General features: G+C 42.7%; 10 protein-coding genes. 3 read left to right on the top strand and 7 right to left on the bottom strand.

Translation table 11 applies throughout. From position 1 onward, the window contains the following. Positions 1–83: 83 nt before the first annotated feature. From AC1DUD_RS07825 to AC1DUD_RS07840, 4 genes are all read right to left on the bottom strand, one after another. On the bottom strand, positions 84–2666 hold the full coding sequence (locus AC1DUD_RS07825; protein ID WP_477373298.1) for a glycoside hydrolase family 31 protein: 2583 nt from the start codon (positions 2664–2666) through the stop codon (positions 84–86). A 295-nt stretch (positions 2667–2961) separates the two neighbouring features. Next, positions 2962–4830 carry a RagB/SusD family nutrient uptake outer membrane protein gene (locus AC1DUD_RS07830; protein WP_477373300.1) on the bottom strand — a complete coding sequence of 623 codons (1869 nt, stop codon included), beginning with the start codon at positions 4828–4830 and terminating at the stop codon, positions 2962–2964. 10 nt (positions 4831–4840) lie between these two features. Next, positions 4841–8212, bottom strand: coding sequence for a TonB-dependent receptor (locus AC1DUD_RS07835; protein WP_477373302.1), 3372 nt, complete (start codon positions 8210–8212; stop codon positions 4841–4843). 306 nt (positions 8213–8518) lie between these two features. Continuing rightward, positions 8519–9673, bottom strand: coding sequence for a FecR family protein (locus AC1DUD_RS07840; protein ID WP_477373304.1), 1155 nt, complete (start codon positions 9671–9673; stop codon positions 8519–8521). A 170-nt stretch (positions 9674–9843) separates the two neighbouring features. On the opposite strand from AC1DUD_RS07840, the gene AC1DUD_RS07845 reads away from it, so the two are divergent. Then, the gene (locus AC1DUD_RS07845) at positions 9844–10452 is read left to right on the top strand and encodes a sigma-70 family RNA polymerase sigma factor (RefSeq protein WP_477373306.1); all 609 of its coding nucleotides are present in this window, start codon (positions 9844–9846) and stop codon (positions 10450–10452) included. Between the two features lie 84 nt (positions 10453–10536). Here the strand turns inward: AC1DUD_RS07845 and AC1DUD_RS07850 are convergent, their stop codons facing one another. Continuing rightward, positions 10537–12702, bottom strand: a complete 2166-nt coding sequence (locus tag AC1DUD_RS07850) for a TIM-barrel domain-containing protein (RefSeq protein WP_477373308.1) — start codon at positions 12700–12702, stop codon at positions 10537–10539. 528 nt (positions 12703–13230) lie between these two features. Here AC1DUD_RS07850 and AC1DUD_RS07855 point away from each other — a divergent pair. Next, positions 13231–14745 carry a DUF6377 domain-containing protein gene (locus tag AC1DUD_RS07855; protein ID WP_477373311.1) on the top strand — a complete coding sequence of 505 codons (1515 nt, stop codon included), beginning with the start codon at positions 13231–13233 and terminating at the stop codon, positions 14743–14745. Between the two features lie 147 nt (positions 14746–14892). Here the strand turns inward: AC1DUD_RS07855 and AC1DUD_RS07860 are convergent, their stop codons facing one another. Together AC1DUD_RS07860 and AC1DUD_RS07865 are read right to left on the bottom strand one after the other, a co-directional pair. Beyond that, on the bottom strand, positions 14893–15654 hold the full coding sequence (locus AC1DUD_RS07860; RefSeq protein WP_477373313.1) for an SDR family NAD(P)-dependent oxidoreductase: 762 nt from the start codon (positions 15652–15654) through the stop codon (positions 14893–14895). A 49-nt stretch (positions 15655–15703) separates the two neighbouring features. Continuing rightward, positions 15704–17419, bottom strand: a complete 1716-nt coding sequence (locus AC1DUD_RS07865; RefSeq protein WP_477373315.1) for an IlvD/Edd family dehydratase — start codon at positions 17417–17419, stop codon at positions 15704–15706. Between the two features lie 250 nt (positions 17420–17669). Between AC1DUD_RS07865 and AC1DUD_RS07870 the strand changes: the two genes are divergently transcribed. Then, positions 17670–17819 (top strand): hypothetical protein, encoded by a 150-nt coding sequence (locus AC1DUD_RS07870; protein WP_477373317.1) that lies wholly within the window; start codon positions 17670–17672, stop codon positions 17817–17819. Positions 17820–17870 lie beyond the last annotated feature (51 nt).

Here is a 17870-nt window from a genome sequence, read left to right on the forward strand (position 1 = left end):
ATATTTAAAGCAGCAAAAAGCCTTCAAATGATATCATTTGAAGGCTTTTTATTTTCAGGGTATACAAATTGATTATCCTCCTGTTATTGAAGAAAACCTATTAACTTAGTCTTTTTCTGCTCATCCAACTGCCTAATCAATTTTATTTCATCGGGTATAAGCTTATAAGCATGTTCAAACTGCTTTAAATAATCTTGAAAATTATCCGGATGATAGCTTAGTAAACGATTGGTTTCCTCTGCAACACCAAGGTTTTTGGGGATATACATACCTTCATTACCATTATCTCCACTTTTTAGTGCGGCAGTTATCATAAACAAGCGCTTAAATTTCTCAACAAGTCCGGCAGTTAACACAGGCGCTTGTGCAGCATCATAGCTTATACGTATTTGCTGGCCAATCCTACAATCCTGATCCGGAAGCAGGATATTTAAACATAAATTGGAGCCATCATAATTCCAGCTACCGTCACGATTTTCCGGGTTAAATTGCAGCGGTTTGCCATTCAATAATATTTTTGAGGGAGGCTGAGTGCCGAACAATTTGACTGTAAATTTTCTGCGCGAAAGTATGTCGTAATATTTACCAACTGTGGGATTTATATTTACAACCTGTTCAACGCCTGTCCGCTGCATTGATATACTTGTTGTGGCAAATTCGCTACCATAATTTTTGTCGTTTCCGTTATCCTCATAAAGCTGGAATTTACCATTGCTGCCTGGGAAAACTCCTATTGTTACATTATTAGGATTTTTGTCGAGGTTTTGTATCTGGTCGTTATACATCGGTATTACTGAACCAGCTTTCACATATATAGGATATTCATCGATGGAAAATGAGCGTTCAACAACCTGCCCTCCCTTTAGCAAAGTTCCGGTGTGCCATTCGTACCAGTCGTTTCCTGCCGGCAGCCAAACTTTAACGGTAGCGAACCCATCTTTAGACGGTGTTGTTACCGGCCTGATCAGCATATTATCGCCAAACATGTATTCTTCATTGTATGTATAAGCTTCCGGCTGTTTCGCGTAATCGTAATACATTGGGCGGCAAAGTCCAATCCCTGTTTCAAAGGTTTTTCTGGACATGGTGTAAATGTAGGGAACAAGCTCATACCGCAGCCTGATGGCATCATGCTGAGCTTTAGCATATTCAGGCCCGAAGTTCCAGATCTCTTTTTTGATCGCCGCGTTTTTGGTAGAGTGCGTCCGCATGATAGGGCTGAAACCTCCATATTGCAGCCAACGGGTATAAAGCTCCGGCTCTACCCCTTTTTCATTCCCTTTAAGGATGTGCCCGCCAATATCATGGCTCCAGTAGCTATACAAAACATTGGAGGCTGTGCTTGTAAAATAAGGTTCATAAGCTAAGGATTCCCACGACATGAAAGTATCTCCCGAAAAACCGATCTGGTAACGGTGGTTGCCCAGACCTCCCCAACGGTGATACAGCAAGGGCCGGGTTTGACCATGCATGGCCTTATCGGTAAAAAAGGTGTAGTTAAGCCACCATGTGTTACTTAGCGCCGGGATATTGTTGTCATTTGGCCATTGCTGCCAATCCAGCCACCAGAAATCAACGCCGGCCTTTTCAATCGGCCTTAACACGATATCAAATAAGCCACGCATGAAAGCCTTGTTAGATGCCTCGAACGGGATTGCTTGCCTTTTTGAGGTATCGGCTTTCATGTATGTTGCAAAATTCCGATACTCATCTTCTGTTGATTGAATCCCATCTGCCGGATGCAGATTCAAAGTAGTTTTCAAATGATTTTCCTTTGTCCATTTCAGAAACCCGGCAGGATCAGGGAAAAGGTTTTTGTTCCAGGTGTAACCTGTCCACCCTTTGGTGTGCCAGTCCATATCAATTACCAAAACATCGGTTGGCACATCAAACCGCTTAAGGTTCTGAACCAGTTCCCGAAGTTCATTATCCGAATAACTCCAGTACCGCGACCACCAGTAGCCAAATACATATCGGGGCAGCATGGGCACATGACCGGCGATTTTGCTAAAATCCAACAGTGCGGATTTATAATCGTCGCCGTAACCAAGAAAATACCAATCCAGTTTCGGAGCACCAGGAGCGGTTACCCAGGGCCAATCGGAATTATCTAATCTAAGCGATCGGGAATCGTCCAGGAAAAACCAGCCATCCCTGGCAAGTATCCCATCTTCCAGTTGCAATTTTTGCTTGCTGTACAAGTTCATTTCGCCATCCTGCCCATCCAGTGTGCGGGAGGTTCCTTTTAAATTGAATTTCTGCTTCTGGCCCGGTTTCCAGGAAACCGTATCGGCATTCAAAAAGCGAATTTTCAGATTGGTGCTGTCGAATACGCCGGAATTGATCTTATAAGCAAGTTCGATCTTGTTTGTTTTCAGGTGAAACCAATTATCGGCTGTACGGGTGGTGAACGCAGGAACGGGCAACTTACGATTAACCACAACAAGTGAGGCCCTGTTATCATAACTTGCGAGCTGCCCCCATTGTAATCTCACCAGTTGATCGGTAAGTACGGTGAAACGGGCGTTTCCCAGTTGTACTACGGCCTTAGGGTCTGGGCTTAATTGATAGCCATTTTGGCCGTATGTTTTGGTGCTGAGCAGAACGAGCGCCCAAACCACTGTTCTAAAAATTATGATTAGTTTTTGTTTGTAGGTAATGATCATGTAAATGAATATTTAAATTGTGATCTGGAATGACCCTAAGGGCATAGTATATCCTGCCGGGTTAAAAAATCCAGTTGTATCTGATATAAAAAGAAAAAATAAGGGTTTCTATAAAATTAAACCGTAAGCCAAAAACTCTATGCTTATCATCTGTTTCACGGTTTTTAACAGCCCATTTAAAGCGGTTGTCTTATTCAGAACAACCGCCTTATCAATTGGCCGGCTCAAGCACTTACCAGTAGTAACATCGTATCACTATGGATAAAATACGAAAGCACCGTTATTGGGGTTTAGGTTACCATCCATAGTTTTGTATCAATGCCGGATCGATATTGATCTCTGTTTGCGGAATAGGCATCAGGTAATGCCTGTCGGCAAAAACGCGCCCCTGATCCACTACGGTTTTGTAAAATACCGCTACGCCCGCTGCCTCGCTGTTAGGATCAAACCCGGTTGAATTCAGTTCTTCAGGAGTTGGCCTTGCGTTCATTCCGTGCATATTCCCATTATCAGTGGTTTTGGCTATCAGCCAACGGCGTACATCCCAAAAACGCTGATTTTCAAAGGCAAATTCAACGCGCCTTTCGTTTTGGATCCTTTTACGCATCCCCTCTTTGGTATTATCAGATGCTATAATTGGCAGGCCAGGCATAGATACCCGGCTCCTTACAGCGTTTACCGCATTGTATACGTCACTGTTGGGAGCTCCTAAATACTCATTCATCGCCTCTGCGTAAATCAGGTAGATCTCGGCAAGGCGTATCAGCGGGAAGTTACGATTAGCGTTGCCCCCACCTTTTAAATTAACAGCAGGATCGGCCCATTTGCGCCAATTGTAACCTGTTTCACAGTTGGTACCGGGTTTTGGCCATCCATCGCAGCCACCGCCATTATTGCCAAACCAGGCAAATTTAAGCGGTCTGGCATTGTTGGTATAGTTCCATACATCATACTGGAAAAATATGGTGGCATAAAAGCGGGGATCCCTGTTTTTATACATGTTCGAAATATTGGAGACAGCGGTGTTTCTCACACCGTCCCACATCTGCCCACTCCAAAAGCCGGTAGTTTGATAGCCGGATTGGGCATCGGTTATTGGTCGTCCATTATTCATTTCGTACGAGTCAACCAGCTCCTGGAAAACACTCATTTTCCCGTTGCCGTTAACAGCGTTGGCGTCCCGTCCGTTTGGCAGGTAATTACCTTCAAAATCCCGGTTATTACTCATAATCAGCGGTAGTATGATCTCATTATAATTCCGGGTAAAAAATAACTGTGCGTAGTTATCAACCGGGTTTGATGGGTTTGGATTTGATAGTGTGTAAGCGTTGAGATCAAGTACCGCCTTAGCTGCATTAGCTGCCAGTAACCACTTATTGTTATCATATGCCTGTGGAAACAGCTGTGTACCATCAGCATTTTTAACGCCTGCATACATGGCATTGCCGTTAAACAATGGACTTGCTGCATACAATAATGTACGTGCTTTTAAAGCCAGGGCCGCGCCCTTGGTAATGCGCCCGTAATCGGCTGAACCGCTGGCATAATTTACCGGTAGAATTTCGGCAATAGCATCGCATTCCGAACTGATAAATTTCACCACATCATCAACGGTGTTTCTTGATGTTGTTGTAGCGGCGGGGTCGGTAGTGGCTAAAACCGTGTTTACCAAAGGTACAGCACCATACCTCCTGAATAATTCGAAATACTGATTGGCACGCAGAAACCTTGCTTCCGCTTTGTAAAGCGGGATGCGGGGCGAGTAATAATCACTCCGTGAGGCGGGGATAGGCGTTTTATCAATACTTGCCAGGAAAATATTGGCCGAACGGATATATTGGTAAGCGCTGCCCCAAATATCAAGCGAGTTATTCGTAGCGTTCCACGCACCCGAATTAAAAGCCAGTTCAGGTACATTTTCCCAATGATTCTTGCACTCATCTGTACAGGCCCCTAAAACGGTTCCTCCGCCGTGGATGAACTGCACATCGTTATTATTTAATGATTTATATAAGTGAGCCCAGGCATCTTCTGCATTTTGGACATTGCTAAAAACAGCATCCTGCGTAACCAGCTCTGTAGGCACTACGTTCAGATATTTCTTACAGGAAACAACAGAAATACAGATGATTAAAAACAGATATATAAGTTTATTGCTTTTCATGTTGAATATTTTAAAATGTAAATCTTAAACCGGCGTTGATCACCTTTTGCTGCGGATAAGTTCCTGTACCGTTGTTGCCAATTTCGGGGTCGAAGTTGAAATCTTTAAGCTTGCTCCAGGTTAAGAGGTTGATGCCGTTAACAAAAACGCGCGCGTTCTCTATCCCTATCTTTTTCATCCACGTTGTTGGCAAGGTATAACCCAATTCAACGGTTTTTAAACGGATATAATTTGAAGAATAGATCCAGAAAGTGGAAGCCTGCTGATTGTTTACGTTATCAGCAGATGAAATACGCGGGAACATATAATTAGCATCCGGGTTTGAAGGTACCCAATGGTTATTAACAACCTGCGTTAATGCGCTGGCAAATCTCGAAAACGTATATACCCCGGATCCAGACAGTAAAGTAGAACCACCCAAACCACCCTGGAACAGCAAACTCAGGTCAAAATTTGCATAATGGTAGCCCAATGCTACACCAAACTGCGATTTTGGATTAGCCACTTTGCCAGGAAGATAACCGGCATCAAGGCTGTTAATAACGCCGTCGCCGTTAAGGTCTTTGTATTTAATATCCCCGGGCTTAGTCACTCCCAGGCTTGATTGCGATGGGCTGTTATCAATGTCCTGCTGGTTTTTAAATAACCCAAGGGAGGTATAACCATATATCTCATTAATACTTGTACCTTTTAAAGCCTGCCATTCGCGACCGGGATAATCGGGTTGGGCATAAAACAGGATCTTGTTAGTTGCATATGCATAATTAATGGTGATGTTATATCCCTGTTTTTTACTAAAATCATGCCTGTGGGTAAGCGAGATCTCGTACCCCCTGTTATCAGTTATGCCCGCGTTAACCGCCGGAATTTGAGGTAAACCGATAAATGCCGGTATCAGTTGCGAGGTAGCCAATATATTGTTGCGGCGTTCTTTAAACACATCGGCCGAAAGGGAGAACATCCCTTTCCATAAACTAAGATCGAGGCCCAGGTTTAATTTTTTTGACCGCTCCCACGTTAGTAAAGTATTGCCTGCCTGGCCTTCCAGGTAGCCGTCATAGCCATTACCATCGCTGTTAAAACCAAACTTATAGGCATTAGTTTCTTTTACCCAGGTACTTAAATAAAGAAACCTGCTTGAGCCAATTTTATCGTTACCAACAATACCATACGATCCCCTTAATTTAAGTTGATCAATAAAACTAAGCGATGAGTTATCTTTAATAAAATGTTCATTTGATGCTATCCAGCCTGCTGAAACCGCGGGGAAAAATCCAAACCGGTGCCCCGGCGCAAAGTTTTCAGACCCATTATAACCGAAGTTAAACTCGGCAAGGTAACGATCATCATAAGCATAAGCGGCACGGCCCAGCACACCCTGATATTTGTAAGGCAAACCAGCGCTTGCATTTCCAACACCGCCACCTACGGCATCAAAAAAGCTCGACTGGTTATAAATGGCCATAGCTTTTACAGAGTGTTTGCCAAAATCGCGGTCGTAGTTAATATAGGCTTCCAATACAGTACGGCGCGATCCGTTGGCATTTACCTGGTAATCAAGCGTACCGGTGCCATTGTTTACAATTACGTAATGTCCGTTGGCTGCCAGATCAGTCTCGGTGTCAGGAACTCCCTGGTTTAACAGATATTGATAGGTGATATTAGACAATGGTCTATTTACATTCCGGAAGTTATCATTATCGAAAGATAACCGCACACGTGTACTCAGGCCCTTGGTTAACCAACCCAGGTCCCACTTAAAGCCTGCGGTAGATTGCAGCGAGGTTTCAAAGTTTCGTTGATAACCCGATTGTGTGAGATCGACATAAGGTGATTGATTGGTATTAGGCGCGGCACCAGGCGAACCATCGGGGTTGGTTATCGGGTAATACCATGAAGGCGTTTGTTTAATATCATTAAATATCTGCGAGGCATTTGCACCCGGGTAATTCCTGTCGTAAACAATGGCCCCCAGATTCAGTTCCATCGACAGGTTTTTGGTAAGGTTTAGGTCGATATTTGAACGAAAGTTGTATTTATGGGTTATGGCCTGGATATCATACTGGCTTACTGCGTCTTCATAATTATATAAGCCGTTTTGCTGTAGATAGGATAACGAGATAAAATACCTTGTTTTTTCGGTACCGCCGGTCACGTTCAAATTACCCTGCGACAGGTATGAAAACGGCTTCAGCATTGTTTTTGTCCAATCAACGTTTGGATATAGATACTGATACGCGGGAGATGATCTGTCGCGGTATTTATTTAATAAAACATCGGTATAAGCACTGGTATCCGCAAAAAGGCCATCGTTCACCAAACCTTCTTTATAAAGCTTCCGCCCGGTATATGAATCGACATAATGCGGTAAAGCGGTTGGAGATTGCCAGCCATTTTGCGCCGTTGCGGAGATACGTGATGTACCAATTTTTCCGCGTTTGGTGGTTACCAATACAACGCCGTTAGCACCTTGAATACCGTATATAGCGGTAGAGGCCGCGTCTTTCAGGATACTTACACTTTCTACCTCGTTGGCATCCAGCCCGCTAAAATCCCTTTGAATCCCATCAACCAGGATCAATGGGGCCGAATTGTTAGTGGTACCGAAGCCCCTGATATTTAAATAAGAACCATCCGCTCCCGGCTCACCGCTATTTTGAATGGTTAATAAACCGGGTAAGCGGCCGGCCAGCGCGTTACTTAAATTAGCAACCGGGCTCTGCTGCAACTCTTTGGTGCCAACGGACACAATAGATCCGGTAACCCGTTCTTTGCGCTGGGTTCCGTAGCCTACTACAACAATTTCCTGCAAGCCGTTGCCGGGAACAAGTGCGATAATACCGAGATCTTTCGCTGCCTGAACTTCTTTAGTTGTGTAGCCTATAAAGGAAATAACAAGCGTGCTGCTTTCAGGAATGTTTTTAAAGGCAAATTCACCTTTTTCATTGGTAGTCATCCCCTGCTCTGTTCCCTTAATTTTTACCGAAGCGCCGGGCAAAGGCCTGCCAGCCTCATCCACCACGGTTCCTTTAATATCGATGTTTGCTATGGTCGCTCCGCTTTCATTAGCCTCCACCCCCTTTGTTTCACCGTTGCTTTTAATTACAATGGTTTTTTCGGCAAAGCTATACGATAGTGCCTGTCCTTTTAATAAGATGTCAAGTACATTCCTGATATCAGCATCTTTAACATTGATAGATACAGGAGGAATATTTTGCAACAACTTGTTCTTATAAAAGAAGGTATAGCCGCTTTGCTTATTGATATCCTTTAATATCTTTTCGAGCGATACCCCGTGTTCTGACAAGGTGATCTTTTGGGCAAATACATCTGCTTTAACTTGAAAAGAAAAAGCAATCGTTAACAAAATAATTAGCTTCATCACTAAAAATATTCTTCGACATAAAAACAGAAATTCGCAGTTTTTTGAACTACGTTGATTAATTTTCATAGTTTCGTTAGGTTTTTGGTTTGATTAAAATTGAACTGTGTAGGTTTTCTATTAATCTCTGATCCAGAAACTACCGCGCAAGCGGACTCAGCCGGTTGTGTTGGAAGCACTGCCGGCATTTTTTTGAATGAGATTTTGACGGGAGCTTTTTAAGTATCTTTTTTCTTCATCGTAATTGGGTTTTGAGGTTAATAATTGGTTATTAGTTTTATAATGTATTTTGGGGATTATAAGCTATTACTGGGAAACAATAAGTTTTCGCCCGTTCATTTTTACGTTGATATCGTCCAGTTTCAGGATTTTGAGTACTTCCGAAAAAGCCGCATTCCTGGGAATTTCGCCGCTGTAGGTATCGTTGCCTACCTGGCCCTGATATTCTACCTCAACATTGTACCACCTGGAAATTTTACGCATTACATCATGGATATCAGCATTCCTAAATAAGATCACGCCGTTTTTCCATGCCACAAACTCATCAGCATCAACAGTTTGTTTGGATAGTTGATCATTCTTAAAAACTGCCTGCTCATTGGGTTTTATAATGATTTCCGAAACCACAGAAGTTGAAGTCAGTGGCTTTCCATAAACTTTCACGCTACCTTCAAGCAGGGTTGTTTTCACCACACCTTCATCAGGATAGGCATTGATATTAAAATGCGTGCCCAGTACCTGTACCACCTGCCCCGCACCTGCTACTTTAAATGGCCTGAGTGAATCGTGAGCAACTTCAAAGTATGCTTCGCCCGACAACTCTACCACTCTTTCGCTATTTGTAAAATCAACCGGGAATTTAATGGTACTGCCTGCATTTAGCCAAACTTTAGTACCATCGGCCAGGGTCAGCTGATACTTTCCGCCACGAGGTGTTGACAACGTATTATAAGGCAGTGAAGTGTTGGTGCTTTCGGACGTGTTTTTCTTATATACCACACTGCTATCTACATCGTTATGGGCAGAAACATTGTTAAGTGTAAACAGATGTCCTTTTCGTGAACCGTCAAGAATAATTTCCTTTCCGTCGTCAAGTGTAAGCACAGCCTTATTACTGCCCGGGTGAATGATATTTTTGTCGGATGCCAGTTCATTGGGTTTGGTACTTCCGTTGAAATATTTATTGGCAAAAAGTAATCCACCAAGGGCGAATATTATAATTGCGGCTGCGGCCCACCAGTATGCCGGCATCAACCTTCTTACCTGGTTTTTATAAAGTCTGTTATGCAAATCTATTTTCAGACGTTTCTCGATTTCCTGTTTATCGCCGAAATCAGAGATCCAGGGCAGATCCGACAAATCGAAACTGTCACGATATTCTTCAAATATTTTTTGCTCTTCCGGCGTGCAGTTGCCCGAAGCGCAGCGCTCATATAATTTAATAAATTCTTTGTATGACATGGCTATAATGGTTATTCTTATAGACAACTCTCCATGGTATAACTCACACACTTTTTTATTTTTTTTTTAGATTTTTTTTAAGCAATCGATAACGAACCGCCGGCAATCCCTCAACAATAAAAGTTTGTTATTAAATTGCACGGTTAAAGCTTAGATTGAGATCCTTTTAAATGAACCATCCCCAACAAACAGATGAAGATTTATTTGCAGCAGTTAAACGCCATGATAAAAAAGCGTTTAACCAGCTTTATGATCGCTATTGGGAGGTGGTTTATAAAAAAGCCTTTTCATATTTACATGATACCGGGGTTTGCATGGGTATTGTGAACGACATATTTGTTAACATATGGGAAAAGAGGGAGATGCTAAATATTATCACATTCAAAAATTACCTGACATCTGCCGCCCGATACCGCGTATACAATTCCATCAAAGCAAACAGTTCATCGCCTTTGAAATATGTTGAAGACTATGAAAATTTGGATGATTTAAGTGTTGTATATAATAATGCCGAAAGCAATTTTCAGGTTGATGAATTAAGCACTGATCTGGACAAACTGCTGGACAAACTGCCGGCAAGGTGTAAAGAGATCTTCCTTTTGAGCAGGGTTAGCCAACTGACCAATGCCGAGATCGCCGAGCGGCTGTCCATTTCAAAAAGGGCAGTTGAAAATCAAATTTCCCTCGCCGTCAAATACCTTAAACCGCATTTCAAGCATTACCCAACAGTATTAATTGTTGCAAAATTGATCCTTGTACATGCCAAACTCCGACTGTAAACTACATTCGTAGTGTCCTATTCAAGCTTAAAGGGCCGGTATCTAAAACTCACCGCCCCTTTAAGGAAATATGCTATCCTTTAATCACATCTGCACCGAAACGCCTTGTTTTAAGTTCCCCGTTCCGCTATATTCCTTGCCATCTTTCAGAACAACGACGTTCAAATGCCCAACCTCTTCATTAATCGGGTAACTACCTTCACGGGCAACCACACGAAGCATAATTTTATTGCCGGCTTTTGTAACCTGGAATTTCAGCCTGCTATAACTGCCCTTATTAAATTCCCAGCCTTCACCCCTATCCCAGTAAAGTTCGCCGCTCGCTTTACCCTGACTGTCGGGATTAACAAATAGCGTCAAAGTATCCAGCGATTTTTCTCCGGTATTCTGAATAACCTGCCCGGCAGGGATGATACCGCCTGCTTTCAGTAATAATTTAGCCTGATAAGGGTCCGACCGCTCACCATCAACAAGCGATACCTGTTCCCATTTCCCGGCAGGCAGTTTCGGATCTTTAGCAAAAGAAGGGACTACCAATAAGTTGCTGCCCAATAAAAATGTCTGTTCCTCGCTTCGTAAGTTCAGGTCCTTTGGATCGGCAAAAAACGAAGGCTGCATTACAGGCAACCCTGTTTTGTGGGCATTGTAAAATAACGTATATAGCAATGGCAACAAACGGTAACGACGGCCGATGGCTATTTTAGATGTTTTTTCAACTGCATCACCAAATGCCCATGGTTCCTTATTATTTGTGCCGGCACAGGCATGCCCGCGGGCAAAAGGTAAAAACACGCCGAAGCCAAGCCATTTAGCCCACAGATCAGGACTGGTATTGCCCAAAAAACCGCCAATGTCGGGCCCGCTAAAAGGCTGACCGGATAACCCAAGAGTAATAGACATCGGTACAGAAACCTTCATAAACCGTTCATCGGCCAGGTTATCTCCCGTCCAGGTTGCAGCGAAACGTTGTCCGCCTAATAAATTAGCCCTCGTTAAAATAAATGGTCGCTTATCGGGATTTGCGGCCAATACCCCCTGGCGGGTGGCCTGTACCATCAACCGGCCATAAGCGTTATGATACAACAGATGCGGGCCGGCGGGCAACAGTCCTCCACCGCGATGGCGGTTGTTATACGGCATCGTTCCTAACCTCTGGTCTTTTGGCAAAGCCTCATCATTCACCGCAGGCTCATTCATATCATTCCAAACACCGTCAACACCGGTAGCCATAAATTGCTGATATAAACCGGCCCACCAGTCGCGGGCGGCAGGCATTGTAAAATCAGGAAAAGCGCAGTCTCCCGGCCAAACTTTTCCGTGGTATTCCTGCCCGCCAATGTCTTTAACCCAAATATTTTTCGTTGAACCGGACTTGTAAACAGCGTAAGTACTATCGGCCTTAACTCCGGGATCGATCATAAAAACAGAATGAAAGCCTTTAGCGTGAAGATCGTTGTTCAATTGTTTGGGATTGGGGAAATTGGTTTTATTAAATGTAAAAACGCGAAAACCTTCCATGTAGTCGATATCCATCCAAATAGCGTCACATGGTATCTGCTTTTCTCTGAAAGTACTGGCAATTTCCCTTACACGCTGCTCCGAAGCATAAGAAAAGCGGCACTGCTGATAACCCAAAGCCCATCTTGGGGGCATTTCAATAGTACCTGTCAGTTCAGCCAAGCCTTTAATTACTTCCTGCGGCGATTTACGGTCGATCACAAAAACACGAAATAGCGCACCTTCTGTATTGAAGACAATTTCTTTTGAATCAGTCTTCAATTCGGCCTTCCAATAGCTATCAAAAAGTATCCCAAAGGCGGTACCGTCTTTCCTTACACCCATTACCCATGGATGAGTCTGATAAAGTCGCTTCCCGCCATCAGTGCCATACGCTCCGTTATCAGTATTCCAAAGTTTTATGGTTTGACCATTTCTTAATAAAGGGCCTGTAACTTCGCCTCCACCATACAGACTAACCTCGCCTTGCAACCGAACAACTGCGCCGGCCTTGCCCTCATTCAAAGTAAAGTCGGGAAAAATACGCCAACCAGCCGGAACAGCTTTTTTGATAACCGGTTCCTTTGAAAGCATAAGGGATGGCACCAGCGAAGCATTAAAACCGGCTGGAATAAATTCCGCTATAGAGTTACCCACCATGCCCGACTGGCCAATAGGCACAGTATTGGCTTTAGCAGCCGAAAAAAAAAGTAAAAACAGAACAAACTGGTAATATTTAAACAATGTTGTCATATAGTTTATAATTGATAGCTTTTTTGAAGAGGTCATGTTTCATAGCAAAGCGAACCGTAGCAACGTGTGCCCTGTTAAAACAATTCAAAAATTCCACTTGCCTGTCTTGTTTATAGGCAGCTTTCATTTTGGGTCAAAGTAAAAGATGATTTCGGGCAGTTAGCCATTACGTCAAACATCCTGCTATAAAAATCTCAAGCCAAAAACAAATAAAATATTACATATCAAGTATTTATAAAACAAAAAAACAAAGAAAATCTAACAAAACACAGTAGATTAATAATTCTTTAATTGATAAAAACGCCATTGCAGAACGATAGGGTAAGCATCTGGGTTGTGGTTGGATATTTTAGATGTAATTTTATAACCGTTTTGATTACACGAACCTGATTTTTAATTTACAGTATTGCTTTTTGAACTTAGAAGTGCTTATAGATGAAAAAAAAATTACTACTTGTTTTTGCTTTTTTATTGACCTCCATTTATTGTTATTCCCAAAACTTCAGTTCTGACAAAATTTTAAAAGTTTTGAAAACTGAGCTCGAAAAGGAAGACCGCTACGACTTTAATAAAGAAAAACGAATAAAACAGTTACAACAGAAGCTGCTGCTTACGGACAGTAAAGATTTCAATTCCCAGTACAACCTTCATTTCCGAATCTTTGATGAATATCGTTCTTTCAAGTTTGATTCCGCGTTTATGTATGTCAGAAAAATGATAGCCCTTTCTCAAAAATTCAATCAACTTGATAACCTGACCGACAGCAAAATACTGCTTGGCAGCACCCTACTCAATTCGGGATTTTATAAGGAGGCCTTTGACATCACTGCGACAATCAATATAGCAAACTTATCAGATTCGCTGAAAGCTGATTTCCTAAACCTGCGTGCAAGACTAAATGCCGGTATTGGCGACTATGACAATGATGCCTATTTTTCGAAGATCTACCGCCGGCAATCTGAAGAAGATTTTAAAAAGGCAGAAATAGCAGCGCCCTCAAATGATTTTGAAAAAACGATCAATTTAGCCTTCCAGCCCAACTCTGTGAAAAGTAAAAAACTGACACCTGAGTATTTCTATAACTTCATCACCAGCAGCCATCTTCCTGAACACAAGATCGCTATGGTAGCCACCAGAATTAGTTATGCCTACACTGGCGAAAACCGCATTATCTTTCTGGCGCTTGCGGCGATAAATGATATCCGATCATCTACAAAAGAAACCCTCGCCATATTCCTGCTGGGACAGGAGTTGTTTAAGCTAAACAGAACCGATGATGCGTACATTATGATGCAGCATGCGGTAAAAAATGCCAGATTTTACGGAGCAAGGAGCCGTGAAGTACAAATAGAATCCATCTTGCCGCTTATTGCGGGCAAGTTCATCGACGAGAAACAACATGAAAAAGACAAGCTGCTGATAGGTTTCCTGATATTTTTGATCGTTGCTGTAGTCCTTTTCTTTTTGTTGGTAATTTACAGAAAGCAAATACGACGCATTAAAGCCGATGAGCTTACTATCAAGAAAAAAAACAGCGAGTTAAAGAACATCAACAGCAAACTTTGGGAGTCGTCGAGAATAAAGGAGGAGTTTATCGGGTTGTTTTTTAACACGTGTTCATCGTATATCGAAACATTGGATAAAGTAAAACGCAGGGCACAACACAATATTAAACTGGGCAAATACAACGATGCAAACTCCGTTTTGGAAAACATTAAAGTTGAAAAAGAAAAAGACCAGCTATATGATACATTAGACACAGTATTTTTAACCCTTTTTCCCAATTTCATAAATTCGTTCAATGCGCTGTTAAAACAGGAAGATCAAATTTGGCCTAAGCCCGGGGAGATGTTAACCGCAACGCTTCGGATTTTTGCATTGATACGACTCGGGGTAAGCGAGTTGGAAACCATAGCTAAAATCCTTGATTACAGTGTAAGCACAGTGTATACCTATAAAAACCGTGTAAAAGTTAAGGCCCTGGTGGCTGCAGAAGATTTTGAACGAAAAATAATGGAAATTAAATTCATGGACGAATTGTAAAGATTGAAGCAAGCGGAAGCGACTTGTTGTATTTTTAGCTGTATCCCGCTTTTACCCCGTGCATTTGCTTGATCAACGATCAGGGGGCAAGCCATACCTTTGGAAAGGCCGGAGCAACTTCTATTTTCATAATTACCTATTTATCAGCTATTCAGGCGAAACACTTACGGAAGTCCATCCACCGTCAATGATCAGGTTTTGCCCTGTAATATGCTTCGCTTTATCAGAAATTAGGAATAACGCGGCGGCAGCTATATCTGCCACATAAGCGGGCCTCCCCATCGGCGTAATCCGCGACCAGGTCTCGCGGTATTCAGGGTCCTCCAATGTCCGTTCTGTCAAAGTAGCGCCCGGGGCAATAGTGTTTACATTTATCTTGTACTGAGAAAGTTCAATCACAAGATTTTTCGCCAGCATTTCTAAAGCAGCCTTGCTCATTCCGTAAGCCGCGAGATTTTTATGTGCCTGGTGGCCTGTTACCGAGGATGTAAACAGTATGGATCCGCCTGATTGCTGAAGCTTCATCTGAGAGGCAGCTGCCTGTGCCAGAAAAAACGACCCGGCGAGGTTTACCTGCATAATTTTAAAAAACGACTCCGGCAGGTAAGTGAAAAAATCTCCAAACAGGGTAATCCCCGCGTTAGCGATAACGATGTCGACACTACCAAATTTTTCTACCGCGAAAGCTACCATCTCCCTTATAAAAATTATATCACCTGAATCACCTGCCAGCCCTGTGCAGCTTTCATTACTCAACGCGTTGATTTCAGCAGCAGCTGAACCTGTTAGCTCATGGCTAAGGTCATTTAAAATTACCCTGGCGCCTGCTATGGCGAGTTCCTTGCATATTTCAAAACCAATTCCCTGGCCTGCCCCGGTTACTATTGCAACTTTATTTTTAAACGACATATTCTATATATTTTTCTTGCTTAGCAAGTTTTTAAAATCCGGCCAATGTTTAATGGGAGTCACGCGTTACTTTACTCCCTGATTTCCCCCTCAAAAAGTCCATATCTGCCCCTAAATGAGCCTGCTGAACATGGTCTATATAAAGACTTACGTACCCCCTGCTAACGGAGGCTTGGGGTGGGGTAAACTGAGATTTCCTCGTTGCAAATTCATCATCCGAAAGGGCTACATTAACAGACCTGCCTGGAACATCAAGTGTTATCAGATCTCCGGTCCTGATCACTGCAAAATTATTACCAGTTGCAGCTTCGGGCGACACATGCAGAACTACCGTGCCAAACCCTGTACCACTCATCCGGCCGTCAGATATGCGCACCATATCTTTAACTCCTTTTTGAATTAGTTTTTTCGGCAGGCTCATATTGCCTACTTCGGGCATTCCCGGATATCCTTTCGGGCCAACATTTTTCAAAACCAGGATTGACGATTCGTCTACTTCCAGATCATCACTGTCGATCCGCGCATAATAATCTTCAATACTATCAAATACAACAGCCTTACCTGTATGCTGCATCAAATGAGCACTCGCTGCAGAAGGCTTGATCACTGCACCATTTTCGCATAAGTTTCCTGAAAGAATAGCCAGGCCGGTTAAATTATTAAATGGACTCTGTGTTGTAGTAATAACGTCTGAATTATAGCAGGTTGCATTTGAGTAATTTTTCTCAATAGTCTTCCCGTTAACCGTAATACATTCTCTATGCAATAAGTGATCAAGATGCTTTATCACAACCTGCAATCCACCGGCATAATAAAGGTCCTCCATAAAATATTTCCCCGATGGCTGTAAATTAGCGATAAGCGGAATCTCTGACGACAAACTGTCAAAATCACTTAAATTTAAAGGTACGCCCACGCGCCCGGCAATAGCCAACAGGTGAATGACAAAATTGGTGGAGCCACCGATAGCAGCATTCACTTTAATAGCGTTTTCAACTGCCTGCCGGGTAAGTATGTCAGATGGCTTAAGGTCCTCTCTTACCATATCCACTATCCTGAGGCCAGAAAGCTGGGCAAGTACCTTTCGTCTCGAATCGGCGGCAGGGATCGCAGCATTATTAGGCAGTGAAAGACCGAGAGATTCAACCATGCACGCCATAGATGATGCCGTACCCATTACCGCGCAATGTCCCGGGCTTCTGCACATAGATGCTTCAATGCTTAAAAGTTCATCTTCCTGAATAATATCGCCCCGCAGATCTGAAAAATAACGCCAAATATCACTTGTACCAATACTAACACCTTTGTGCCGACCGGTTAACATCGGCCCTCCAGATACCACAATGGTAGGTATATCCACACTGCAGGCCCCCATTACCAATGAAGGGGTAGTTTTATCACAGCCGCACAATAACACAACACCATCTAAAGGATTGGCCCTGATACTTTCCTCAACATCCATGCTGGCAAGGTTACGGTAAAGCATAGCCGTAGGTTTCATCAACGTTTCGCCTAATGACATTACCGGAAATTCAACCGGAAATCCCCCGGCCTCCAAAACACCTCTTTTAACAGATTCGGCTAGGTCCCGGAAATGCGCGTTACATGGGGTCAACTCGCTCCAGGTATTGCAAATTCCGATGATGGGTTTATTGTTAAATTCATATTCGGGGATACCCTGATTTTTCATCCATGCCCGGTATATAAAACCATCCTTTCCCTGGCGTCCGAACCAGTCGCTGCTTCTTAATTTCTTATTTTCCATAATTTAAAATCGGAATGCTGATTATCGATAAGTCCAATAACGCTTTCCAGGTTACTTTGAGATAAATATAGTCTTGAAAATATGCAGGGATAACAACATTAGTAATCGAAAGATACTTTACTAATATGTTCTCCTCTGAACTTCATTCATTAATAACTGGCTTTTAAAATTAGCAACAAGCAGGTAAGCAAAAAAACATAAGATTTGCTGTTTCTAATACAATACTGCATTCAAGCTGTTGTAAAAGTAAATGAAAAAGATCTTACGTGAATTTAATAAGCCGGAAAATTCAAGCTATGCAGTCAAAGTAGGAGTTGTGACACAATTTGCAGCGATATTTTATTTTCACCGGGATTATGAATTTAACCGCATAGTTAAGGGGCATGGCAAAACCCCGTAGCCTATCGGAAAGAATTTTCCTGAAATGATTCATAAGATCAATTTTTATTTT

The organism is Mucilaginibacter sp. P4_A11 (assembly GCF_056402535.1).

Coding starts and splice junctions, on each gene's coding strand:
- AC1DUD_RS07825 (WP_477373298.1), bottom strand. CDS start 2,666: ATGATCATTACCTACAAACAAAAACTAATCATAATTTTTAGAACAGTG.
- AC1DUD_RS07830 (WP_477373300.1), bottom strand. CDS start 4,830: ATGAAAAGCAATAAACTTATATATCTGTTTTTAATCATCTGTATTTCT.
- AC1DUD_RS07835 (WP_477373302.1), bottom strand. CDS start 8,212: ATGAAGCTAATTATTTTGTTAACGATTGCTTTTTCTTTTCAAGTTAAA.
- AC1DUD_RS07840 (WP_477373304.1), bottom strand. CDS start 9,673: ATGTCATACAAAGAATTTATTAAATTATATGAGCGCTGCGCTTCGGGC.
- AC1DUD_RS07845 (WP_477373306.1), top strand. CDS start 9,844: ATGAACCATCCCCAACAAACAGATGAAGATTTATTTGCAGCAGTTAAA.
- AC1DUD_RS07850 (WP_477373308.1), bottom strand. CDS start 12,702: ATGACAACATTGTTTAAATATTACCAGTTTGTTCTGTTTTTACTTTTT.
- AC1DUD_RS07860 (WP_477373313.1), bottom strand. CDS start 15,654: ATGTCGTTTAAAAATAAAGTTGCAATAGTAACCGGGGCAGGCCAGGGA.
- AC1DUD_RS07865 (WP_477373315.1), bottom strand. CDS start 17,419: ATGGAAAATAAGAAATTAAGAAGCAGCGACTGGTTCGGACGCCAGGGA.
- AC1DUD_RS07870 (WP_477373317.1), top strand. CDS start 17,670: ATGAAAAAGATCTTACGTGAATTTAATAAGCCGGAAAATTCAAGCTAT.